We start from the raw sequence: 23,297 nt of genomic DNA, 5'->3' as shown, positions 1-23,297 counted from the left end.
GGGTAGTGGCCGTAGGGCTGTGTGAGTTCGAATCTCATCTCGGACACCTCGAAAATCCTGATTAAGATTTTCTTAGTCAGGCTTTTTTATGAAAATTACAGAAATAGCGACGCTTTTTTATAAGCAAAGCAAGATAGAAACAGCGGTTTCCAATCTTATTCTGTAATAAAAAAACAAACAGTCAGATTTCTGACAAATTTATCGTCCGGGTGGTGGAATTGGTAGACACGCTACTTTGAGGGGGTAGTGGCCGTAGGGCTGTGTGAGTTCGAATCTCATCTCGGACACCTCGAAAAATCTCAGATAATTATAATTATCCGAGATTTTTTTGTATATCCATACCTACCGGTATTATATCCTACTCTTTTATATATACTTCTATTTATGAGCCTCATACACAGACTTCGATAAAGTCCATTGTATTGTTTTTTGAAAGATATGTGTATTGATTGAGGAATTTTCGCTAAATTTGCATCAAACCGAATTATATTGCTAACGCAAACAAGCCATGCCGTATTTTCCATTTTCGGTTTTCAGCGAATAATTTACTATATTTGCCAATAGTTTCTCCATAATGTCACCGACCCTCCGGGCAACCGGATGCAATCCTGAGACCGGAAATTGCAGCGGACAGTCATCACGAGGAAGTCAACGACATTTAGAGGCTGTAAAAAAGCAGCCTTTAGGACTAACGTTAATCCATACATACAACCGACATACGATAATGAAAGGAATAGTATTGGCAGGAGGTTCAGGCTCAAGGCTCTACCCTATCACCAAGGGAGTGAGCAAGCAGCTGCTTCCCATCTATGACAAACCGATGATCTATTATCCGATATCGACCCTCATGCTCGCCGGCATAAGGGATATCCTCATCATCTCCACTCCACACGACCTTCCGGGCTTCAAACGCCTTCTCGGCGACGGGTCGGATTTCGGAGTCAGATTCGAATATGCGGAACAGCCATCGCCCGACGGACTCGCTCAGGCATTCATTATCGGAAAGGATTTCATCGGAAATGACTCGGTATGCCTCGTGCTTGGAGACAACATATTTCATGGAGCAGGTTTTTCAAAAATTTTAAGTGATTCTGTCAGAACAGTCGAAAATGAAGGCAAGGCCAATGTGTTCGGCTACTGGGTAAACGATCCCGAACGCTATGGAGTGGCAGAGTTCGACAAAAACGGCAATTGCCTCTCGATTGAAGAAAAGCCTCAAAATCCGAAATCGAACTATGCGGTGGTAGGACTTTACTTCTACCCCAACAAAGTTGTGGATATCGCAGCCTCCATCAGACCGTCGGAACGCGGAGAGCTTGAAATCACGACCGTCAACCAGACCTTCCTCGACAATGGCGAGCTAAAAGTAAGCACACTGCCCCGCGGTTTTGCATGGCTTGACACCGGCACTCACGATTCGCTTGCCGAAGCTTCGATATACATTGAAGTGCTCGAAAAGCGTCAGGGACTTAAAATCGCCTGTCTCGAAGGCATAGCCTATCGACGTGGATGGATTTCACGCGAAAAAATGACAGAAATGGCCATGTCGATGAGCAAGAACCAGTATGGTCAGTATCTCATGAAGGTCATAGAGGAACTCGACGGCGACAATATCTAAAAAATAAAAACGTCAACATGAAAGTAATCGAGACTGATATAGAAGGATTAGTCATAATCGAACCGACGATTTTCACCGACACGCGCGGATATTTTTTCGAAAGCTATTCAAAGCAGAAATTCGATGAAAATGTACGCCAAATCGACTTCGTTCAGGACAACGAAAGCTGTTCGAGCTACGGAGTGATGCGCGGGCTGCACTTCCAGCGTCCACCTTTCGCTCAGTCAAAACTGGTTCGCTGCGTGAAAGGTGCTGTGCTCGATGTTGCCGTCGACATCAGAAAAGGTTCACCGACCTATGGCCGCCACGTAGCCGTCGAACTGACAGAAGACAACCATCTTCAGTTCTTCATCCCACGTGGCTTCGCCCACGGATTCGCGGTTTTGAGCCCGACAGCCGTATTTCAATATAAATGCGACAATTTCTATGCCCCTCAAGCCGATGGCGGAATCTCCATACTCGACACGAGCCTCGGCATAGACTGGCGTATTGACCCGGCAAATGCGATACTTTCTGAAAAAGACACCCGTCATCCAATGCTTGCCGAGTTCGACAGCCCGTTTGATATAGGCATCAATCTATATAATTAATAATAATCTCTACCTTAAAATTACCAAAATCCTTAATAAACATCAAAAATGGTACACAGATTTATTCTCAATGAAGTTTCATACTTCGGACCCGGTGCTCGCAAAGAGCTGCCAGAAGTTGTCAATCGCCTCGGCAAATCAAAGGCCCTCATCGTCACTGATGCCGGCCTCGTTAAATTCGGTGTTGCAAAAATGGTGACTGACGTGCTTGACGAAGCTGCCGTCCCCTATGAAATTTTCAGCGATGTCAAGCCGAATCCGACTGTCACAAACGTAAAAAACGGCATCGAGGCTTACAAGAAATCTGGTGCTGACTTCATCATCGCAATCGGTGGTGGTTCGTCAATCGACACAGCAAAGGCTGTCGGCATCGTCATAAACAACCCTGAATTCTCCGACATTGTATCGCTTGAAGGCTGCGCCCCGACAAAAAATAAGTGTGTGCCCATCGTAGCACTCCCCACAACCGCAGGAACAGCTGCTGAGACAACCATCAACTATGTGATTATCGACGAAGTCAATCATAAAAAGATGGTCTGCGTAGACCCCAATGACATTCCCGCAGTTGCCATCGTCGATGCAGAGCTCATGTATTCACTTCCGGCTTCGCTCACAGCAGCCACAGGCATGGACGCCCTGACCCACGCAATCGAAGGCTACATCACCAAGGGTGCATGGGCGCTCAGCGACATGTTTGAAATCGAGGCCATCCGCATGATCAGCCGCAACCTCCCGACCGCAGTTGCCGAACCGTCAAACGCAGTGGCACGCGACGCTATGGCTGTTGCACAATACGTTGCCGGAATGGCATTCTCAAACGTAGGTCTCGGCCTTGTGCATGGCATGGCCCATCCTCTCGGATCACTTTTCGACATTCCCCACGGTGTTGCAAACGCACTCCTGCTCCCGACAATCATGGAATGGAACATGCCGTCATGTCTCGACAAATATCCCGCAATTGCCGAAGCAATGGGTGTCGACATCAACGGTATGACACGCGAAGAAGCCGCTCAGGCTGCATGCGACGCCGTAAAAGCGCTCTCAATCAAGGTTGGCATCCCGCAGCATCTCTCTGAAATCGGCATCAAGGAATCCGACATCGAGACCCTTTCAGAACAGGCAATCGCCGATGTCTGCACCCCCGGCAACCCGCGTGATGTCACTATCGAGGACATCAAGGCACTTTATACCAAAGTGCTCTAAACAACCCATCCAAGAACCATATCCCTTTCTATGAGAATACTCGTAACAGGAGGAGAAGGTCAACTTGGCAACTGCCTGCAAAAGGCAGTTGCCAAGTCTCCTAATGAATACATATTCACCGATGTCGACGACATCGACATCACCGATCCTGAAGCCGTAGCGCTCGGGGTCAAGGTCAACGACTTTCAATTAATCGTCAATTGCGCGGCCTTCACCGACGTGGACCGTGCCGAACGTCAGGAAGAAATCGCCGAGATGATCAATGCCACAGCCGCAGGCTATCTCGCAAAAGCGGCAAAAGACAACGGCATTCCACTGATATGTATATCAACCGACTACGTGTTCGGAGGCAACCTCGGCAATACTCCACGCACCGAAGACGAACCCGTAAACCCGACAGGTGCTTACGGACGTACCAAACTTCATGGCGAAGAGGCTATCATTGCAAGCGGCTGCAACTATATGATCATCCGCACGGCATGGCTCTACTCCGAATTCGGGCGCAACTTTGTCAAGACGATGCTCCGCCTGACGAGCGAACGCGACACACTCAACGTCGTGTTCGACCAGATAGGGACTCCAACCTATGCCCAAGACCTCGCCGACGCGATTGTCGATATCATCGACAACGGCAAATATATCGGGAACGACGGAGTCTACCACTACTCTAACGAAGGGGTCTGCTCGTGGTATGATTTCAGCAAGATGATTCAGGAAATCTCACAGCCTGCCGTCGACGGAAAATATAAATGTGATATCCGCCCATGCCACAGCGATGAGTTCCCGTCAGAAGCCGTCCGCCCCTCATTTTCGGTACTTGACAAAACTAAATTCAAAGGCACTTTCAATCTAAGCATCCCATTCTGGGTCGACTCGCTCAGGAAGTGCATCGAAAACATCCAAAACCAGAATCATGAAGAAGCCTGAACGCAGCATTCTCATCACCGGTGGTGCAGGATTCATCGGCAACCACGTGGTGAGGCTTTTTGTCAACAAATATCCTGACTATCTGATAGTCAACCTCGACAAACTGACCTATGCAGGAAATCTCGCCAATCTCAAAGACATTGAAGACAAGCCAAACTACCGTTTCGTAAAGGCAGACATAGCCGACCTTGACGAAATGCGCCGGGTGTTCAATGAATATGAAATCGACGGAGTGATCCATCTTGCAGCCGAAAGCCACGTTGACCGTTCGATAAAAGATCCGTTCACCTTCGCCCGCACGAACGTGATGGGTACTCTCGCCCTCCTTCAGGCTGCACGCGAACGCTGGGAATCATTGCCCGAACGCTATGAAGGCAAACTTTTCTACCACATATCAACCGACGAGGTATATGGCGCACTCGAACTGACCCATCCCGAAGGAATCGAATCGCCATTCACCACCGCCGCCTCATCGGAACACCATCTCGCCTACGGAACAGAATTTTTTCTCGAAACCACCGGCTACACACCTCACTCCCCCTACTCCGCCTCAAAAGCGTCGAGCGACCATTTTGTCCGTTCCTATCACGACACCTACGGGATGCCGACACTGGTCACAAACTGCTCCAACAATTACGGTCCTTACCAGTTCCCGGAAAAACTCATCCCCCTCTTCATCAACAACATCCGTAAAGGCAAGCCACTACCTGTCTACGGTAAAGGCGAAAACGTGCGCGACTGGCTCTTTGTCGAAGACCACGCACGCGCCATCGACCTGATATTCCACCGTGGGACTGTTGCCGAGACATATAATATAGGTGGCTTCAACGAATGGAAAAACATCGACCTCATAAAAGTAGTCATACGCACAGTCGACCGTCTGCTCGGCAATCCGGAAGGCACAAGCGACAGTCTGATCACCTATGTCACCGACCGACCCGGACACGACATGCGCTATGCCATTGACTCCCGCAAGCTACAGCGTGAACTCGGATGGGAACCTTCGTTGCAATTCGAAGAAGGAATCGAAAAAACTGTCAGATGGTATCTTGACAATGAAGAGTGGATGGACAACATTACTTCAGGCGACTATCAGCGCTACTACGACGATATGTATTCCAACCGTTAAACGTCTAACCAATCGCCGAATGGAAAATCAAAAATCCAACGGCGATTGTTTTTTATTTAAAATCTCTCCTTACGATTATCATGACCGACGTGATGACACCTTCCGAACGCAGCCGTTGCATGGCAGCGATAAAGGGCAGGAATACCCGACCCGAAATGATGGTCAGGAAATTCCTGTTTGCCAGAGGACTGCGTTACCGCGTCAATTCACGTAAACTCCCCGGCTCACCCGACATAGTGTTCCGAAAGTATAAAACCGTCGTGTTTGTCGACGGTTGTTTCTGGCACGGACATCAGAATTGCAGGCTTTCAAGACTCCCCAAAAGCAATGTCGACTTCTGGAGACACAAAATCAACCTCAATATAGCCCGCGACTATCGCACCGATGTCGAATTGCGGTTGCTTGGATGGAGAGTGATACGTGTGTGGGAATGCTCACTGCGCGACAGCAATTCACGCGAGGCCACTCTCAGCGCTCTCTACGACCGGATTGTCAGTCCTCACTCATGTGCATCCTACACGATGAAAGAGACTGAAAGCGGAGTCGTCGCCGAACCGACCGAAAGCTACGGCAAAAGATAGTGTCACAGAATTATATCTGTGAGCGAAAAAAATGATTCAATCACCATGTCAGACCAGAGTTTCACTTTCTATCGGCCATCACCGCAATTAGCTCCATATGTCAGATATTACTGGACGCTACGCTCGTCGGAGGCATCAAGCGCGCTTACATTCCCTATCGGATGTCCGCAGATAATCTTCCATCGCAAAACGACATTCTTTATCCCTGAACTCTCCACTTCACAACCACGCCTCACCATCAGCGGACAGGTCAATTTTCCGGCCCATATCCGGACTACCGGTGAACTCGACACGATTGTAGCCGTCTTCCGGCCTCATGGCCTGAGCATGTTCATAGGCCCGATGCTCCACGATTTCTACAATATGGAAATTTCCGGTCTTGATATCGCCGACAGAGAGATTGACAGACTTGATTACGAGATTGGAAATTGCAAAGATACACCGACATGCGTGTCGATAATCGACAGTTTTCTGCTTGCCCGGTTAAAGACCATGCAGACCGGTAAACACAGCACGATGATGGCTCTTAACCACCGCCGGCTGGATGCAACCGTCACGCGGATTCTAAACACACCTGACACACGTATGGATGAACTCCATGAACTGTCGTGCCTCGGTAAAAAACAGTTCGAACGACTGTTTAAGTCACACATAGGCATGAATCCTAAAGAATATTCCCGCATAGCACGTTTTCAAAAATCACTACACCTCATGCAACGCCACCTTGACTCCCCTATCGACTATGCTGAGATCTCACATTCATGCGGATATTCCGACCAGTCACATTTCATACGCGAATTCAAACTGTTCAGCGGTCACACGCCAACGGAGCTACTGTCAGTTACAACGCCTTATTCCGACCTTTTCACCAATCCTCTTTTGTAGTATCCGGACAATGTCCCTTTTGTTCTATCAGATAATTTCCGCAAATTGTAACTTTGCGGAAAAAACAGAAGAAATATGGACAGACTCCAACTTCAGGTAACAGAAGTCAATCCGGCAAGCACTATACGTGCCTATGCTTTCGAAATGTGGATGAAAGCACCAATGCCTATGGTCACTCTATTCAAGACCCTTGACATCACACGTCTGCTGCGGATAAGCCGGAAAAGAAACATGAAATTCAACATGCTCATGTGTTGGTGCATAGGCAAGGCCGCAAGCGAAATCAAGGAGTTCTACATGCTCCCGGTAGGCGACAAGCTGATGCGCTACGAGGCAATAGCCGTCAATACAATCGTCGCGAACAGTGAAGGAGAAGTCAGTTCATGTGACATCCCGTTCAGCAATGATATCAGCCAGTTCAACGCCGACTATCTGCGACTGACCCGACATGTAGCGCAATCATGCTGCAACCACGACATCACTGACCGCATGGTCATCGGCACATCCGCACTTGTCGATTACGACATAGACGGCGCTGTCGGGATGTATAGCGGCATATTCAACAATCCGTTCATGATCTGGGGCAGATACCGTCGCGGCCTCTTCAGGACAAAGCTGCAGGTCTCGTTCCAATTTCACCATACACAAATGGATGGCGCTCACGCCGCCCGGTTTCTAACCGGACTGCAGAACACCATCCATGAAATAAGATAAAATTCCGGTTTACCCTTTATTCTGGAAGCACATCATAAGAAATTGCTTCAAGATAGTAATATGAAAGGTAGGGCTTGCCTTCCTTTTCCTGACGGGCAGCAATCTTGGCACGGAAATCATTGATGCGGTCTTCAAAAGTCACGATATTACGCTGGCCCTTGGCCGTACGCTCGGTTGCGCATCCGCTTTCAGTCTTGGTTTCTGTCGAATCGGCAGCAATATCACCATTCTCAGCAGCTTTGGCAGCAGCGGCGGCCTGAGCCTCCTCATTGCGACGAATCATCTCCTGAATCGCATCCTCATCCACTCGCTCTTCACAAAGAATACCCTTGACCTGCAACTGACGGCGCACAACGCTCTTCGGGAAAGGCTCACCCATCAGAGGGAACGCCTCGCAACGAAGCATGATGCTGTCGGCAGCTCCGGCAATGAACGCCTTTTTGCCACCGTGGGCACAGAGGTGTGAGCAAACTCCTTCGACAACGATAGTATCGCCAAGCATATTGTCGGCATTGGCAAACACTTCGTCAACACTGACAGCATTGTCAGCCGATGCTCCTGCATCCGATTTTGACGAACCGCCACATGAAATCATAATCATGCAGAAAACTGCAAGAATGGAAAAGATTGATGTTTTTTTCATTTGTTTATTGTTTTATAGATACACCCATATATGAGGCTACGGCATCAGCCGCGCGGTCTCCGTCGATGGCAGCCGATACTATTCCGCCGGCATAGCCCGCACCCTCACCACAGGGATAGAATCCCCTGAGTCCTACATGCGAAAGGGTTTCCGCATCGCGAGGGATACGGAGTGGAGACGATGTGCGGGTCTCTGCCCCGATCAATACGGCCTCATTGGTCAGAAAACCTCGGTTCTTACGGTCAAAATCCTTGAACCCTTGCTGCAAGCGACGCGCAATCCCCTTAGGCAACAAGCGGTCAATGCGTGCCGAATGTATGCCGGGCGCATAGGATGTCGGAGGAAGATCCGACGACTGACGGGCCGACACAAAATCGGCCATACGCTGTGCAGGTGCGTTCTGTGTCCGGCCGGCTTCTTCCCAGAATGCCTTTTCAATCATCTCCTGATAGCGCATCATCTTTAATGTGGCATCGTCACCGTCGGGAACGTCTTCGGGCAAAATTTCGACCACCATTCCTGAATTAGCCCAGCGGGTTCCTCGGTTTGAAGGCGACATGCCATTGACCACCAACTGTCCGTCTTCACTTGCAGCCGGAATGATGAATCCTCCGGGACACATGCAGAACGAATAGACCGCACGGTCATCCACACGGGTGAGCATAGTATATTCGGCCGCAGGCAGATACTTTCCTCTGCCATCCTTCGAATGATAGCGAAGACAGTCGATGAGTTTCTGAGGATGTTCGAGACGCACTCCTATCGCCAGCCCCTTTGGTTCCATAGTCACATTGCGGTCGCGGAGCATACGGTAGACATCACGAGCCGAATGGCCTGTAGCAAGAATGACAGGGCCTCTGAATTCAGCACCGTCGGCCGTCACGACACCCTTCACCTCGTCGCCGTCAATCATCAGGTCGGTCACTCGGGTATTGAAGCGCACCTCTCCGCCACAGTCAATGATGGTGTTACGCATCGCTTTAATGACTTCGGGAAGTTTGTCAGTGCCGATATGAGGATGAGCATCGACCAATATATCCTCCGACGCTCCATGCTGGGCGAAAATATTAAGTATCTTTTCAACAGACCCACGTTTTTTTGAACGGGTGTAGAGCTTTCCGTCAGAGTATGCTCCAGCACCGCCCTCGCCGAAACAATAGTTGGAATCGGGATTGACCACACCATCACGGGCTATGGCGGCCATATCCTTACGGCGCGAATCGACATCCTTGCCTCGTTCGAGCACCACCGGCTTTATACCGAGCTCAATCAGGCGCAGTGCCGCAAAAAGTCCTGCCGGCCCTGCCCCGACTATCACGGCACACTTGTCGGCCGACACTCTGCGATAGTCGACAGGCTTAATCAGAGAGGCATTGTCGGGCATCTCATCAACATAGACTTTCAAAGTCAGATTGACCATCACCTGACGCTGACGGGCATCAATCGAACGCCTCACGACGGTAATATGCCTGATTGAATTGGCATCTACTCCCAGACGACCTGACAGTTCGACTTTCAGCAACATCGGTTCACCCGCCACTTTGGGGCTTACTCTCACATCTATTGTTTCCTGCATTTTGATTCGGCTAAATTATTAATATATAGTGTCGGTATTACTTGTTGTCTATCCGGCCATGTTCCGTCCCGGCAGAAGCACCCAAAGCCCCTGCCTTCTCCTCCATGTCACGCATTGTGTGTCCCATCCACCACCAGAGAGTGACAATAGCGACAATAAATGCGATAATATCCGACCCGGCCATCGAAGCCCAGACGCCCGGAACACCCCAAAACCGTGGGAAAATTATAAGGAAAGGTATAAGGAACAGAAGCTGGCGGGTAAGCGACAGGAAAATTGACATCTGCGGCTTTCCGACACTCTGGAAAAAGTTCTGAATCACAATCTGACACCCGACAACAGGATAGACTACAAAATAAATCCTGAATCCTTCGCGGGCTATCCTGATAAGGGTCTCGTCGGTGGTGAACAAAGCCGAGACCTTGTCGGGGAATCCTTCGCTCACAATCCATCCGAGCGATGTGATGGCAACGCCTATCCGGATGCCGAGACGAAGCACCCTCTTAACCCGGTCAAAATGATTAGCACCTATATTATATCCGAGTATAGGCTGCATTCCCTGAGTCACACCAAAGACTATCATTACGAAAAACATCGTGGTTCGGTTAAGGATGCCATAAGCGCCCACAGCCAGATTTCCGTCAGCGCCACCGTAGTCAAGAAGCGCACGGTTGATGAATATGACGACCACACACGCACACACATTCATCAGGAACGGCGACAGACCGATGGCATAGATTCGTTTTATAATGGCCCATGAAAACCACTTGTTGCCTCGCTGGAAATGGATTGAGCTTTTCTTGGATAGGAAGTGGGACATCACCCATACAAAAGCCGAGAACTGACCGCATACAGTGGCGCAGGCAGCACCCCTGATGCCCCAGTCAAGGACAAAAATAAACAGCGGGGCAAGCACCAGATTGACCGCCACGGAAATAAGAGCCGAAATCATGGCCTTGCGCGGATAGCCGGTGGCTCGCATCAGGTTGTTCAATCCGATAAAAACAAAGCCGATAGGTGTTCCGTAGAGAATCACCTCCATGAATTCCATCGCATAACCGACAGTGTCGGCCGTTGCACCGAAAAAGAGCAAAATCGGCTCAAGGAATATCAGTGTAAGGCCACCGAACAGAATAGAATGGATGAGACACAGAGTGAAAACATTGTTGACCACGTCTGTGGCACGGTTGTAATTCTTCTGTCCTAAAAAAATCGACACTATCGTCGCGCCGCCGGCGGCAATGAGCATGCAGAAAGCTGCGACGAGGTTCATCAGCGGGAAGGTGATGGCCAGACCGGCAATAGCCAGCGGTCCGACACCGCGTCCAATGAATATACTGTCTATAATATTGTAAAGCGATGTTGCAACACTTGCGATGATTGCCGGTACGGAATATTGGACGAGAAGTTTTCCAACTGACTTTACTCCGAGATCTTCTGTCGATGTGCTTGCATTTACTGCCATCTGATTTCCCTTTTTGACTGACCTGTTGATGAAACGCGACGCAAAATTACGAAGTTTGCGCTATAGGTCTATGATATTACAAACTATTTAACAATGTTATTGTTCATTACTATCGGCCCTCTTCAGGAAGCTTACGCTCAAGGAAGAAGCGGCGTGTCATGAACACAAGCAGAAGCGTCCCGGCAATCTGCGAGATTGAAGCCGACCAGAACGATGCTGAAAAGTCGACATATTCCGCGAGCACGCCTCCGGCCAATATACCGAGTCCCATACCACAGTCCCATGAAGTGAGAATCGACGAGTTGGCCGTCCCCCTCTGGTCGCGCCGGGCCACGGAGATGAACATATTAAGAAAGGCCGGATACATACGGCCATTCCCGAGACCGATGAGCACGGCAGAAAAATAGTAGGCCCACTGTCCCGGCGAGAGTGCAAAGAGAGTGAATCCGACACAACTTATCAATGCCCCCTGCAGCGCATTCTCCGTGAGCTTTCCTTCCCGCAAAGATTTTGCCCCATAGAGACGGGAGACGAACAGGCCGGTCGAAAGAAGGGCGAAAAAGAGTCCCGTACCGTCGGTGATGCCAAGTTCCTCCTTGCCATAAATAGCGACATAATTACTCATCACTCCCCAACAGAAACCGAAAAGCAAGATATTGATGGCCATAAGCCATGCACGTCCCAGAAAAAAGTGGTCAAGGCTGAATGTGGGCTTATTTGCGACAATGGCTCGCGGAGGCAGTTTTATGGAACATGCCATGTAGAACCCGACAAAGGCGACAACAAGCGAAATCCAGAACAGAAATTGGAAATTGCCTGTAATGGAATATACATAGATTCCTGCCGACGGAGCGATAGCCATAGCCAGATTGTTGCTGAGGCCGTAGAATCCGACACCCTCATTACGCCGCGACGAAGGGAGCACATCTATCGCAACCGTACTGTTGGCCACAGTGGTCGCTCCGAATGGCAGACCGTGGAGAGTGCGGACAATCGCAAACATCAGGATTGTGCTTGCCCCGATATAACCTGTGAAACATATAAAAAATGCAAAGAAACACAGCATCAAGACCTTCTTACGGTTAAAACTGTCCACGATAAAACCGCTGAAGGGACGGACAATCAACGCAGCCACGACATAGCCGGAAAGCACAAGACCGATAAGGTCCTTATCGGCATGAAACTGTGCATCGAGATAGATGGGAAGTAAAGGCGTCAGCAGATAGAACGAAAAAAACATCATGAAATTTCCGGCCATCGCCTTGCAGTAGTTTGAATTCCATAATTTTTCTTTTACGGAATCCGATGCAGCCTCGCCGCCTGCCATATGCTTCGATTCACTCATATATTCAAACCTTAATTACCTCGATATACCTGAAATCCGGCGTCGCTAAAAAAGTCCGTAAATCATGCGCGTTAATCAACGACACCTCATAAAAACGTCTGCAAAGTTAGCAAGATTTTTGTCGCCGACGAAAATCTTGCATGTTAATTGATAAATCCAACAACTTTTACAGCCACTCCCACGTTATGATTAAAGAATCCCAGAAATCCGAAGGGGTATAATCAAACCTATAGCCAATAACTACACATTTGATAAAATTATAATCATTGTTATTTTAATTAAAAGAAACAAACTGACATGAAATTTTTAACTGATGAAAAACTGACCATTGTCGGCGCAGCCGGAATGATCGGATCTAACATGGCACAGACGGCAGTCATGATGAACCTCACGCCAAACATCTGCCTCTACGATCCATACGGACCGGCTCTTGAAGGCGTGGCCGAAGAACTTTTCCACTGTGGCTTCGAGGGTGTCAACATTACATATACAACTGACATCAAGGAAGCTCTCACAGGAGCGAAATACATCGTATCGTCAGGTGGTGCAGCCCGTAAGGCAGGCATGACACGCGAAGACCTTCTCAAAGGAAACGCAGAAATCGCAGCACAGTTCGGCAAGGATGTCAAGCAGTATTGCCCTGATGTAAAACATATCGTAGTTGTGTTCAATCCGGCTGATATCACCGGCCTTATCACCCTGCTCTACTCAGGCATTGAACCCTCTAAGGTCACTACCCTTGCAGCGCTCGACAGCACCCGTCTAAGAAGCGAGCTCTCGAAATATCTCAAAATACCTGCCGACGAAATCACCAACAGCCGTACATATGGCGGACATGGCGAACAGATGGCCGTATTCGCATCAACTACTTTGGTAGACGGCAAGCCTCTTGTCGACATTATTGGTACACCGAAGCTCCCGCTTGAAGACTGGATTGCCATCAAAGAGCGCGTAATTCAGGGTGGAAAGAACATCATCGAACTTCGCGGACGTTCGTCGTTCCAAAGCCCGGCCTATCTGTCGATCGAGATGGTAGCCGCAGCTATGGGCGGAGCACCTTTCCGTTGGCCGGCAGGCACATATGTCAACAACGACCGCTTCAAACACATCATGATGGCTATGGAAACTGTCATCAGCAAAAACGGTGTGGAATGCAAGCCCGTTGACGGTACTCCCGAAGAAGAAAAAGAGCTTGAAAAGAGCTATCAGCACCTTTGCAAGCTTCGCGATGAAGTGATTGAAATGGGAGTAATACCTCCTATTGCCGACTGGCACAAGTTCAATCCTTATATGGAACGTAAGACCTGTTGAGAACTTGCCCCGATAAAAAATCGGGGCAAAAAAAATTACTCGTCATCACGACGAATAACTTTTTTACCTTAAATCTAATACCATGAAAAACTTGTCACAAAGGTATAACCTTTCGCATTAGCCGCCAAATAAAACGGCATAAAAATTTCTTATTTTAATAAAATTTAACCAATTACTTCTTTTTTCACCATTTTTACCCCTCTTCGGGAGGTGATTGTTGTGGATTAAGAAATAATTGGTTAAATTTGCATTTGCATAAGCTCCGACTTATGCCCTCACAGCATTAATCATCAATGTATGGGACAAATGATAGCCATCGTGGGACGCCCTAATGTGGGCAAATCCACACTCTTCAACAGACTCACCCAATCGCGCACGGCCATTACCAACGACGAGGCCGGCACAACACGTGACCGCCAGTATGGAAAAGTGGACTGGAACGGAAAGGAATTTTCGATCGTGGACACAGGCGGCTGGGTGGTAAACAGCGAAGACATCTTCGAAAATGAAATCAACAAGCAGGTCTATCTCGCAATCGAGCAGGCCGACGAGATACTTTTTGTCGTAGACGCAGCCAACGGTGTCACTGACCTCGACGATCAGGTGGCCCAGATTCTGCGTCGCTCCACCAAGCCGGTCATCCTTGTAGCCAACAAGGTCGATGCGGGCGACTCGCTCTACAACATCGCCGAATTCTACAGCCTCGGACTCGGTGACCCGATGGGAGTGTCAGCCGTCAGCGGCTACGGCACGGGAGACCTTCTTGACGAAGTAGTCAAAAAAATGCCTGAAAAAGATGACGACGAATCAGAACAGCTCGACGACATACCCAAGATTGCCATCGTCGGCCGTCCGAACGCAGGCAAATCGTCAATCATCAACGCCTTCATCGAAGAAGAGCGCCACATCGTGACAGACATCGCCGGGACGACCCGCGACTCGATTTATACGCGCTACAACAAATTCGGCTTCGACTTCTATCTCGTCGACACAGCAGGCATACGTAAAAAGACCAAAGTCACCGAAGACATCGAATATTACTCGGTCATCCGCTCAATCCGAGCGATTGAAGCGTCGGATGTCTGCATCCTTATGATTGATGCCACACGCGGCATCGAAGCTCAGGATGTGGCAATCTTCTCGCTCATACAGCGCAACAAGAAAGGCCTTGTCGTCGTGGTCAACAAATGGGATCTCGTTCAGGATAAATCCAAGGAGGCCATCAAGCACTACGAAGACTCAATCCGCTCACGCTTCGCCCCGTTTGTCGACTTCCCGATAATCTTTGCATCGGCCATCACCAAGCAGCGTATTTTCAAGGTGCTTGAGACAGCCCTTCAGGTATGTGAAAACCGCCGCCGCATCGTCCCGACTTCTCAGCTCAACACCGTCATGCTTGAAGCGATTTCAGCTTATCCGCCACCGGCAAACAAGGGTAAGTTCATCAAAATCAAGTATGTCACCATGCTGAAAGGTTCTCCGATTCCGACATTCATATTCTTCTGTAATCTTCCACAGTGGGTCAAAGAACCATACCGACGCTATCTGGAAAACAAAATCAGAGAAAACTGGGATTTCCACGGAACTCCAATCAACGTATTCATGCGCGAAAAATAATCGCACCTTCACGTCCATCACAGATGCACCCGCAAGTGTATCCTGATCACTATTTATGAAAATTCTCTCTAATACCATAATAATATTATTGGTTACATGCCTCTGCGACTCCGCCTTCGGGCGAAGCGTAGAGTCATGGAATTTTGGATGGAAATTCAAAGCAGGAGATCAGCCTGCGGCAGAATCCCTATCGACCGACGACTCATCTTGGACCGACATCGACCTGCCGCATGATTTCCAGATTTCACAGGAGTGGGTCGAACCGTCGCCGAACGAACGCCCCGACATGACCAACCAGATGGCAAACGTAAAAAGCCGTCTCAGTCCTCGTGGATTCAAGGAAATGGGCATCGGATGGTATCGCAAATCATTCGTGCCGGACTCGGCATGGATCGGCAAGAGAGTCTTGCTCGATTTCGAAGGGATAATGCTCACAGGCGACATTTATCTCAACGGTGTCAGAGTGGGTGGCACGGACTACGGCTATCTCGGAGCAGAAATAGACTTGAGTCAGGGGCTTAAATATGGCCAAAAGAATGTAATAGCCGTCAAAGCCGACACAGGCAAACCCGAAAATTCGCGATGGTACACCGGCGGAGGCCTCTATCGCGATGTGAATCTTATCGTCACTGACAAGAACCATTATTTCACACGCAATCCGCTGAAGATAACGACTCCGGTGGTCAGCGATTCGCTCTCAACCGTAAAAATCGAGGCTGAGATAGCATCACGCCATCGCCCCGACAGCCTGACGGTAAAAATCGAAATAGAATCGCCCGACGGAATCATCATCCATGACTCCACCAAAAAACTGCGCAACTACCGCAGCCAGCGCATACGCGAATTCCTGATTGACAGCATAGCAGTCGCATCACCGCAACTCTGGGACACGGAACATCCCGCACTCTACACTCTCCGTCTCTCGCTCATAAACAAAGACGGCGCTGTCGCCGACACCTACAGCGAACATTTCGGCATACGCAGCGTGGAGTTCTCGCCTGAATTCGGAATGAAGCTCAACGGACGCAAAACGCTGCTCAAAGGCATCGCCAACCATCATACGCTCGGCGCACTTGGCGCAGCCGCCTATCCGCGCGCCATGGAAAAACGCATACAGCTCCTGAAAGAGTTCGGGTTCAACCACATCCGCACCTCACACAATCCCTACAGCAAATCGTTCCTCGATCTCTGCGACCGCTACGGCATACTCGTGGTCGACGAACTCTACGACAAATGGAAACGCCAATATTCAGGCGACCGCAAGGACTGGAGCGAACAGTGGCAGCACGACGTGGAGGAATGGGCAAGACGCGACCGCAACCATCCGTCGGTTGTCATGTGGAGTCTGGGCAATGAACTCCAGATGATAAGCGACCTCCCGTTCAACGACTGGGGAGTCACGCCCTACCGACTTCAGAAAATGCTTCTCGACCGTATGGACGGCACACGCCTGTCGACAGTCGCCATGCACCCGCGCGGACGAAACCATTTCACCGACAGTCTGCCCGCGCCGCTTGCGCTCGTCACCGATATCGCCTCCTATAACTACCGATACATGTATTTCCCGGGTGATTCCCGGAGATTCCCCGGCATGATTTTCTATCAGAGCGAGGCCAACACATCGGGCATGGGGCCAAATTATTTCGACATGGATCTTGACAAGGTGGTCGGACTGGCCTACTGGGGCATGATTGACTATCTCGGCGAATCTCAGGGATGGCCCGCCAAAGGCTGGGCTCAGGGTGTGTTTGACATATCGCTCGAACCCAAACCGATGGCCTACTTCCTGAGAAGTTTCTTCAAACCGGACGAACCGGTGGTACGCATAGCCATAGCCGAAGCCGACGACAATTCCGAATGGAACGGTGTGACTGTCGGGACAACAAGATTTTCGTCACACTGGAACAGGAAAACCGGTGAAAACCTCAACCTCTACACTTTCACCAACGCCGACGAGGTTGAACTGCGGATTAACGGCAAAAGCATAGGCCGCAAGCAAAACAATGTCAGCGATTCCAAGACACGCAACCGCATTGTGTGGGAAAACATCCCATATACCAAAGGCCATATCGAAGCGATAGCATACCGCAACGGTGAGAAAACGCCTGTCGCACGCCATCGGCTCGACACCACCGAAAAAGCATCGAAACTTAAAGCTGAAGGCGACAATCCCGCATGGAAAGCTGACGGTACGGACCTCATCCATGTCAGAGTCAGCGCCTGCGATTCAAAAGGCCGTCAAGTCCCCGACGACAATACACCGCTATCGTTCCACGTCGACGGACCGGCGGAAATCGTAGGTGTAATCAACGGAGACATAACATCCGACGAACTGTCGACAGGCAACTCCCGCCGCCTGTTTAACGGAACTGCCACAGTGATACTCCGCTCAAAACGGGAAGCCGGCGACGTAAAACTCACCGTCACTCCACAAGGAGCGATGAAAGCGGCAACGGCAACATTCAGCACCAACTGATCATCCATACCAAGAACATTCATAACAAAACAAAGACATACTATCCCATGAAAGCAGACGAAAAGAACTATTATATCGCTGTCGACCTCGGTGCGACGAGCGGTCGAGTAATCCTCGCGTCATTCGACGGAGAGAAAGTTGAGACTGAAGAAATCCACCGATTCAAGCATCCGATGCTCCCGATCGGCGGCCATATTTTCTGGAATCTTCCGGGTCTCTACAATGAAGTGCTCACCGGTCTGCGCAACGCTTCTGTCAAGCTCGGAGAAATCGGAGCGGAGGCACGCTCAATCGGTATCGACACATGGGGATGCGACGTGGCCTACTTCCATGCCGACGGAACTATCGCAGGTCTCCCCTACTGCTACCGCGACCCGCACACAACCGGCGCGGTCGACAAATTCTGCGAGGAAATGCCACGCGAGAAAGTCTATGAGAAGACAGGCATCCAGTTTATGGACTTCAATACCCTGTTCCAACTCCACACTTTAAGCAAAAAAGAGGGCAATGCGCTCAAAAACGCCGATAAAATCCTCTTCATGCCCGATGCGCTCAGCTATATGCTCACAGGCAATGCCGTGACCGAACGCACCGTAGCATCAACATCGCAAATTCTCAACCCCAACACCGGCGAACTCGATGCGGAACTGCTCGAAAAAGCAGGCCTCACCCCCGACCGTTTCGGAAAGCTTGTCAACCCGGGCTATGTAATCGGCACACTCACCCCCGGCGTACAGCATTCAACCGGACTCGGCGCTATCCCCGTCGTTGCCGTAGCAGGCCATGACACAGCATCGGCCGTAATCGGTGTCCCGGCTAAAGATGAAAAATTCGCCTACCTCAGCTGTGGCACTTGGTCACTGCTCGGTGTCGAATCGCCCAAACCCATCATCAACGACAAGGCATTCGAATATAATTTCACCAATGAAGGCGGAATCGACGGCTCAATCCGATTCTTAAAAAACATCTGCGGCCTGTGGCTTCTCGAGCGCTCACGTACCGAACTCAAGGACGCACCCGAAAATATCGCCGACCTTTGCGCACTCTACACCACCACCGACATCAACAGCACTATAAATCCTGACGACCCGGCATTCGCAAATCCGAAATCAATGACCGAGGCTATAAAGGAATACTGCAAGCGCACCGGACAGCAAGTCCCCGAGACAGCAGCGGAATTCATGCGCGTGATTTTCCGCAGTCTCGCACTCCGCTACAAAGAAGTGCTCGGATGGCTGCGCGAACTTTCGCCCAACGAAATCAACACGCTCCATGTCATCGGAGGCGGTTGCCAGAATGCCCACCTCATGCAGCTTACAGCCGATGCCATCGGCCTCCCTGTCGTGGCCGGACCGTCGGAATCAACTGCCCTCGGCAACATTCTCGTACAGCTTCGTGCCGACAACCGCGTGAAAGACATCGCCGAGATGCGCCGCGTAGCTGTCAACTCGACTGAGACCAAAACGTATCTGCCGAAATGACAGTGTCGACCTCAACTCACGACCAATCCATATCTCAATAGAACATATAATCCATTTATTAATACCACAAACCAAATTTTACCTTACATCATGAAAGAAGAATTAGTAAAAAAGGCTTATGAAATCGCCAAAGAACGTTATGCAGCCGTCGGAATAGATACTGACAAAGTACTTGACCAGATGCAGGATTTCCACCTCAGCATGCACTGCTGGCAGGCAGACGATGTGGCAGGTTTCGAAAATCAGGGTGGCTCGCTCACCGGCGGCATCCAAGTCAACGGCAACTACCCCGGTAAGGCCCGCAATATAGATGAACTCCGCGCGGATATCCTCTATGCAATGAGCCTCATCCCCGGTAAACACCGTCTCAACCTCCACGAAATCTACGGTGACTTCGGCGACAAGTTCGTTGACCGCGACCAGTGCTCTGTAGAACACTTCCAGAGCTGGATTGACTGGGGTAAGGCAAACGATATCAAACTTGACTTCAACTCTACCTCATTCTCTCACCCCAAGAGCGGCGACCTCAGCCTCTCGAACCCCGACAAGGGCATCCGCGATTTCTGGATCGAACACTCTAAGCGCTGCCGTGCCATCGCTCAGGCAATGGGTGAGGCTCAGCAGGATCCCTGTATCATGAACACTTGGGTTCACGACGGTTCGAAAGACATCACCGTAAACCGCTACATGTATCGTGAACTCCTCAAGGATTCTCTCGACCAGATTTTCGAACACAAGTATGACTGGATGAAAGACTGCGTTGAATCCAAGGTGTTCGGTATCGGACTCGAAAGCTACACCGTAGGTTCAAACGACTTCTATACTTCCTACGCTGCCAAGAACGACATGATGATCACTCTTGACACCGGCCACTTCCACCCGACCGAAAGCGTAGCCGACAAGGTATCAGCCATGCTCCTCTTCGTTCCCGAACTCATGCTCCACGTATCACGCCCCATCCGCTGGGACTCTGACCACGTGACAATCATGGACGATCCCACTATGGACCTCTTCAGCGAAATCGTGCGTGCAGGCGCTCTCAACCGCGTTCACTATGGTCTCGACTATTTCGACGGAACACTCAACCGCATCGGTGCTTACGTAATCGGCAGCCGTGCAGCCCAGAAGTGTATGCTCCGCGCACTCCTCGAACCGACCGACACACTCCGCAAATACGAGCTCGCCGACAAGAGATTCCAGCGCCTCGCCCTCCTCGAAGAGTGCAAGAACCTCCCGTGGAACGCTGTCTACGATATGTTCTGCCTCAAGAACAACGTACCCGTAGGCGAAAGCTACATCACTGAGGTAGAAGGCTACGAACGCGACGTGACATCCAAGCGCTAATCATTAAATTTTAAAAGTATAGAGCTAAAATATAGAGTATAGATCTGTCAGGACAACACCAATCTAAGATACTATACTCTATATTTTAAGAGGGTGTTTAATAACAATAGTTAAAATCTGAGTGGTGTATCTTTTAGGTAAATTGTTGTAAGCGAGGAAGGAGCATAGCGCGCTATGTGACTGACGAGCTTCAACAATTTAGCAAAAGAGACACCAAGGCTTGGTAACTTAAAAATTTTTATTCATGAAACAGCATACAGAAGAAAAGACAATACCATCGCCTCCGAAAGTTTTGAGTGTCTATGACTCTTCATTTCAGTCACATAGCACGCTATGCTCCTTCAATTCAGAGCCATATCCATCTCAAAACTTTCGCTCAGATTTTAACTATTGTTATTAAACTCCCTCTAAATCTCTATGCTAAAACCAATCAAACATGCTACTAATAGGTTTATTAATCATAGCCGTAGGTGCATTCTGCCAGTCGAGCTGCTATGTTCCCATCAACAAGATTAAGTCGTGGAGCTGGGAAAGCTACTGGATTGTGCAAGGAGTATTCGCATGGCTGATTCTGCCGTTCCTCGGCGCACTGCTCGCCGTGCCTGCGGGACATTCTCTCTGCGAGCTTTTCGTCCCCGAGCAGTCGTTCAATGTCTGGATGACAATCCTGTTCGGAGCATTGTGGGGAGTCGGCGGTCTGACTTTCGGACTTTCAATGCGCTATCTTGGCGTCGCACTCGGCCAGTCAATCGCACTTGGCACTTGCGCAGGCCTCGGTACAATCATGGGTCCTGTCCTGCTCAACATTTTCTTCCCGGAAAATGATCCTCTCTCTCAACTGACATTCGCCGTGATTCTCGGTGTGATTGTCACCCTCATCGGCATCGCCATCATCGGCATCGCCGGTTCGATGAAGGCATCCTCACTCAGCGAGGAAGAAAAGAAGGCAGCCGTCAAGGACTTCAATTTCCCCAAAGGCATAACCATCGCACTCCTTGCCGGTTTCATGAGCGGATGTTTCAACGTCGGCCTCGAATTCGGCAGCGGCATCAACTTCGGCGACCTTACTCCTGACATCTACAAGACTCTTCCGGCCACATTCCTTGTGACACTCGGAGGTTTTGTGACAAACGCCATCTACTGCTTCTATCAGAACCAGAAAAATCATACTTGGAGTGACTACGGCAAGACAGGCGTGCTCGCCAACAACCTTATTTTCTGTCTGCTGGCCGGCGCGCTGTGGTATAGCCAGTTCTTCGGACTGGCGCTCGGCAAGGGTTTCCTCACCGACTCTCCGACACTCATGACACTCTCGTTCTGCATACTCATGGCCCTCAATGTCGTGTTCTCCAACGTGTGGGGCATCATCCTCAAAGAATGGAAAGGCTGCTCGTCGAAGACCATCACGGTTCTCATCATCGGCATCGTGGTCCTCATCGTGTCATGCTTCCTTCCCCAATTAATCGGATAATCCAATCTCACATACACAATCAACTATGTCATCTATCTTAGAAAATCGTCCCGCACTGCGCGAGGAAGTGGAAAAAGTGGCCGAAGTGGCCGGTTATCTCTGGCAAAAAGGCTGGGCTGAACGCAACGGCGGCAACATCACCGTCAACATCACCGAACACGTCGACGATGAAATCCGCAACATGCCCGCTATCTCACCCGTGACACCCATCGGTCTCACCCTCCCCCATCTCAAGGGCTGCTACTTCTACTGCAAGGGCACAAACATGCGCATGCGCGACCTCGCATGCCGTCCGATGGACAACGGTTCAATCATCCGCATCACTGACGACTGTGCACACTACGAAATCATCGCTGACAAGCCTGTGAAGCCCACTTCTGAGCTTCCTTCACACCTTGCAGTCCACAACTATCTCATCTCAAAGGGTTCTGACTACAAGGCTTCAGTCCATACCCACCCGATTGAACTCGTGGCAATGAGCCACTGCAAGAAGTTCCTCGAGAAGGACGTGGCAACCAACCTCCTTTGGAGCATGATTCCCGAGACAAAGGCATTCTGCCCCCGCGGACTCGGCATCATCCCCTACAAGCTCCCCAGCTCAAACGAACTCGCAGAAGCTACAATCAAGGAGCTCGGCGACTATGACGTGACTCTCTGGGAGAAGCATGGTGTGTTCGCTGTCGAGAAGGATGTCATGGCGGCTTTCGACCAGATTGACGTGCTTAACAAATCGGCCCTTATCTACATCGCAGCCAAAAACATGGGCTTCGAACCTGACGGCATGAGCAACGAGCAGATGCGTGAAATGACTGTCGCTTTCAATCTCCCGAAATAAAAAAACGGCATAAATCACGACAGTAAAAAACATCGGCCATGCAGAATTTCAGTTCTGCATGGCCGATAGTCTTTTTATTAATCCTG

19 protein-coding genes and 1 tRNA gene are annotated in these 23,297 nt (G+C 49.9%); 16 read left to right on the top strand and 4 right to left on the bottom strand.

Annotated elements, in window-relative coordinates; all coding sequences use genetic code 11:
- Positions 1 to 203: 203 nt before the first annotated feature.
- The 9 genes from QZ311_RS01275 to QZ311_RS01235 all read left to right on the top strand — a co-directional run bounded on the left by QZ311_RS01275 (position 204) and on the right by QZ311_RS01235 (position 7,647).
- A tRNA-Leu gene (locus QZ311_RS01275) sits at positions 204 to 287 on the top strand.
- Between the two features lie 437 nt (positions 288 to 724).
- Positions 725 to 1,618 carry a glucose-1-phosphate thymidylyltransferase RfbA gene (gene rfbA, locus QZ311_RS01270; protein WP_297063038.1) on the top strand — a complete coding sequence of 298 codons (894 nt, stop codon included), beginning with the start codon at positions 725 to 727 and terminating at the stop codon, positions 1,616 to 1,618.
- 17 nt (positions 1,619 to 1,635) lie between these two features.
- On the top strand, positions 1,636 to 2,208 hold the full coding sequence (rfbC, locus tag QZ311_RS01265) for a dTDP-4-dehydrorhamnose 3,5-epimerase (RefSeq protein ID WP_297063036.1): 573 nt from the start codon (positions 1,636 to 1,638) through the stop codon (positions 2,206 to 2,208).
- Between the two features lie 48 nt (positions 2,209 to 2,256).
- Entirely contained in the window at positions 2,257 to 3,411 is a 1,155-nt protein-coding gene (fucO, locus tag QZ311_RS01260) for a lactaldehyde reductase (RefSeq protein ID WP_297063034.1), read from the top strand.
- A 30-nt stretch (positions 3,412 to 3,441) separates the two neighbouring features.
- Positions 3,442 to 4,338, top strand: coding sequence for a dTDP-4-dehydrorhamnose reductase (gene rfbD, locus QZ311_RS01255; protein WP_297063033.1), 897 nt, complete (start codon positions 3,442 to 3,444; stop codon positions 4,336 to 4,338).
- Positions 4,325 to 5,467 carry a dTDP-glucose 4,6-dehydratase gene (gene rfbB, locus QZ311_RS01250; RefSeq protein WP_297063031.1) on the top strand — a complete coding sequence of 381 codons (1,143 nt, stop codon included), beginning with the start codon at positions 4,325 to 4,327 and terminating at the stop codon, positions 5,465 to 5,467. Before rfbD ends, rfbB begins: the two co-directional genes overlap by 14 nt.
- An 80-nt stretch (positions 5,468 to 5,547) precedes the next feature.
- Positions 5,548 to 6,048, top strand: a complete 501-nt coding sequence (locus QZ311_RS01245) for a very short patch repair endonuclease (RefSeq protein WP_297063029.1) — start codon at positions 5,548 to 5,550, stop codon at positions 6,046 to 6,048.
- Between the two features lie 45 nt (positions 6,049 to 6,093).
- Positions 6,094 to 6,933 (top strand): helix-turn-helix domain-containing protein, encoded by an 840-nt coding sequence (locus tag QZ311_RS01240; protein ID WP_297063027.1) that lies wholly within the window; start codon positions 6,094 to 6,096, stop codon positions 6,931 to 6,933.
- 75 nt (positions 6,934 to 7,008) lie between these two features.
- The gene (locus QZ311_RS01235; RefSeq protein WP_297063025.1) at positions 7,009 to 7,647 is read left to right on the top strand and encodes a CatA-like O-acetyltransferase, family 2; all 639 of its coding nucleotides are present in this window, start codon (positions 7,009 to 7,011) and stop codon (positions 7,645 to 7,647) included.
- A 16-nt stretch (positions 7,648 to 7,663) separates the two neighbouring features.
- On the opposite strand, the gene QZ311_RS01230 is transcribed toward QZ311_RS01235, so the two are convergent.
- The 4 genes from QZ311_RS01230 to QZ311_RS01215 all read right to left on the bottom strand — a co-directional run bounded on the left by QZ311_RS01230 (position 7,664) and on the right by QZ311_RS01215 (position 12,676).
- The gene (locus QZ311_RS01230) at positions 7,664 to 8,290 is read right to left on the bottom strand and encodes a hypothetical protein (protein ID WP_297063023.1); all 627 of its coding nucleotides are present in this window, start codon (positions 8,288 to 8,290) and stop codon (positions 7,664 to 7,666) included.
- A 4-nt stretch (positions 8,291 to 8,294) separates the two neighbouring features.
- A complete protein-coding gene (locus QZ311_RS01225) occupies positions 8,295 to 9,866 on the bottom strand; it encodes an FAD-dependent oxidoreductase (RefSeq protein WP_297063021.1) in 1,572 nt (523 codons plus the stop codon).
- Positions 9,867 to 9,903: 37 nt separating this feature from the next.
- Positions 9,904 to 11,331 carry an MATE family efflux transporter gene (locus QZ311_RS01220; RefSeq protein ID WP_297063018.1) on the bottom strand — a complete coding sequence of 476 codons (1,428 nt, stop codon included), beginning with the start codon at positions 11,329 to 11,331 and terminating at the stop codon, positions 9,904 to 9,906.
- A gap of 109 nt (positions 11,332 to 11,440) precedes the next feature.
- Positions 11,441 to 12,676 (bottom strand): MFS transporter, encoded by a 1,236-nt coding sequence (locus QZ311_RS01215; RefSeq protein ID WP_297063016.1) that lies wholly within the window; start codon positions 12,674 to 12,676, stop codon positions 11,441 to 11,443.
- A gap of 297 nt (positions 12,677 to 12,973) precedes the next feature.
- Between QZ311_RS01215 and QZ311_RS01210 the strand changes: the two genes are divergently transcribed.
- The 7 genes from QZ311_RS01210 (at position 12,974) to rhaD (ending at position 23,211) form a co-directional block, all read left to right on the top strand.
- Entirely contained in the window at positions 12,974 to 13,987 is a 1,014-nt protein-coding gene (locus tag QZ311_RS01210) for a malate dehydrogenase (protein WP_297063014.1), read from the top strand.
- A gap of 297 nt (positions 13,988 to 14,284) precedes the next feature.
- Positions 14,285 to 15,604: a ribosome biogenesis GTPase Der gene (der, locus tag QZ311_RS01205; protein ID WP_297063011.1), complete on the top strand. Its 1,320-nt coding sequence runs from the start codon at positions 14,285 to 14,287 to the stop codon at positions 15,602 to 15,604.
- A gap of 55 nt (positions 15,605 to 15,659) precedes the next feature.
- On the top strand, positions 15,660 to 18,080 hold the full coding sequence (locus QZ311_RS01200) for a glycoside hydrolase family 2 TIM barrel-domain containing protein (protein ID WP_297063007.1): 2,421 nt from the start codon (positions 15,660 to 15,662) through the stop codon (positions 18,078 to 18,080).
- A 47-nt stretch (positions 18,081 to 18,127) separates the two neighbouring features.
- Positions 18,128 to 19,561: a rhamnulokinase family protein gene (locus tag QZ311_RS01195; RefSeq protein WP_297063005.1), complete on the top strand. Its 1,434-nt coding sequence runs from the start codon at positions 18,128 to 18,130 to the stop codon at positions 19,559 to 19,561.
- Positions 19,562 to 19,648: 87 nt separating this feature from the next.
- Positions 19,649 to 20,905, top strand: coding sequence for an L-rhamnose isomerase (locus QZ311_RS01190; protein WP_297063055.1), 1,257 nt, complete (start codon positions 19,649 to 19,651; stop codon positions 20,903 to 20,905).
- A gap of 436 nt (positions 20,906 to 21,341) precedes the next feature.
- Positions 21,342 to 22,376, top strand: a complete 1,035-nt coding sequence (locus QZ311_RS01185; protein WP_297063003.1) for an L-rhamnose/proton symporter RhaT — start codon at positions 21,342 to 21,344, stop codon at positions 22,374 to 22,376.
- Between the two features lie 25 nt (positions 22,377 to 22,401).
- Positions 22,402 to 23,211: a rhamnulose-1-phosphate aldolase gene (gene rhaD, locus QZ311_RS01180; protein ID WP_297063001.1), complete on the top strand. Its 810-nt coding sequence runs from the start codon at positions 22,402 to 22,404 to the stop codon at positions 23,209 to 23,211.
- Positions 23,212 to 23,297: the final 86 nt, after the last annotated feature.

Origin of the sequence: uncultured Duncaniella sp. (assembly GCF_910578445.1) — a bacterium.
Lineage (GTDB): Bacteria > Bacteroidota > Bacteroidia > Bacteroidales > Muribaculaceae > Duncaniella.
Note: the sequence above shows the minus strand (reverse complement) of the source record. Positions and strands in the feature narration are given on the sequence as shown.

Excerpts from the sequence above, each read along its gene's own strand:
- QZ311_RS01235 (WP_297063025.1), top strand. The coding sequence starts at position 7,009 with ATGGACAGACTCCAACTTCAGGTAACAGAAGTCAATCCGGCAAGCACT.
- rhaD (WP_297063001.1), top strand. The coding sequence starts at position 22,402 with ATGTCATCTATCTTAGAAAATCGTCCCGCACTGCGCGAGGAAGTGGAA.
- rfbD (WP_297063033.1), top strand. The coding sequence starts at position 3,442 with ATGAGAATACTCGTAACAGGAGGAGAAGGTCAACTTGGCAACTGCCTG.
- QZ311_RS01240 (WP_297063027.1), top strand. The coding sequence starts at position 6,094 with ATGTCAGACCAGAGTTTCACTTTCTATCGGCCATCACCGCAATTAGCT.
- QZ311_RS01210 (WP_297063014.1), top strand. The coding sequence starts at position 12,974 with ATGAAATTTTTAACTGATGAAAAACTGACCATTGTCGGCGCAGCCGGA.
- QZ311_RS01225 (WP_297063021.1), bottom strand. The coding sequence starts at position 9,866 with ATGCAGGAAACAATAGATGTGAGAGTAAGCCCCAAAGTGGCGGGTGAA.
- fucO (WP_297063034.1), top strand. The coding sequence starts at position 2,257 with ATGGTACACAGATTTATTCTCAATGAAGTTTCATACTTCGGACCCGGT.
- QZ311_RS01200 (WP_297063007.1), top strand. The coding sequence starts at position 15,660 with ATGAAAATTCTCTCTAATACCATAATAATATTATTGGTTACATGCCTC.
- QZ311_RS01195 (WP_297063005.1), top strand. The coding sequence starts at position 18,128 with ATGAAAGCAGACGAAAAGAACTATTATATCGCTGTCGACCTCGGTGCG.
- rfbA (WP_297063038.1), top strand. The coding sequence starts at position 725 with ATGAAAGGAATAGTATTGGCAGGAGGTTCAGGCTCAAGGCTCTACCCT.
- QZ311_RS01230 (WP_297063023.1), bottom strand. The coding sequence starts at position 8,290 with ATGAAAAAAACATCAATCTTTTCCATTCTTGCAGTTTTCTGCATGATT.
- der (WP_297063011.1), top strand. The coding sequence starts at position 14,285 with ATGGGACAAATGATAGCCATCGTGGGACGCCCTAATGTGGGCAAATCC.
- rfbB (WP_297063031.1), top strand. The coding sequence starts at position 4,325 with ATGAAGAAGCCTGAACGCAGCATTCTCATCACCGGTGGTGCAGGATTC.
- QZ311_RS01215 (WP_297063016.1), bottom strand. The coding sequence starts at position 12,676 with ATGAGTGAATCGAAGCATATGGCAGGCGGCGAGGCTGCATCGGATTCC.
- QZ311_RS01245 (WP_297063029.1), top strand. The coding sequence starts at position 5,548 with ATGACCGACGTGATGACACCTTCCGAACGCAGCCGTTGCATGGCAGCG.
- QZ311_RS01220 (WP_297063018.1), bottom strand. The coding sequence starts at position 11,331 with ATGGCAGTAAATGCAAGCACATCGACAGAAGATCTCGGAGTAAAGTCA.
- QZ311_RS01185 (WP_297063003.1), top strand. The coding sequence starts at position 21,342 with ATGCTACTAATAGGTTTATTAATCATAGCCGTAGGTGCATTCTGCCAG.
- rfbC (WP_297063036.1), top strand. The coding sequence starts at position 1,636 with ATGAAAGTAATCGAGACTGATATAGAAGGATTAGTCATAATCGAACCG.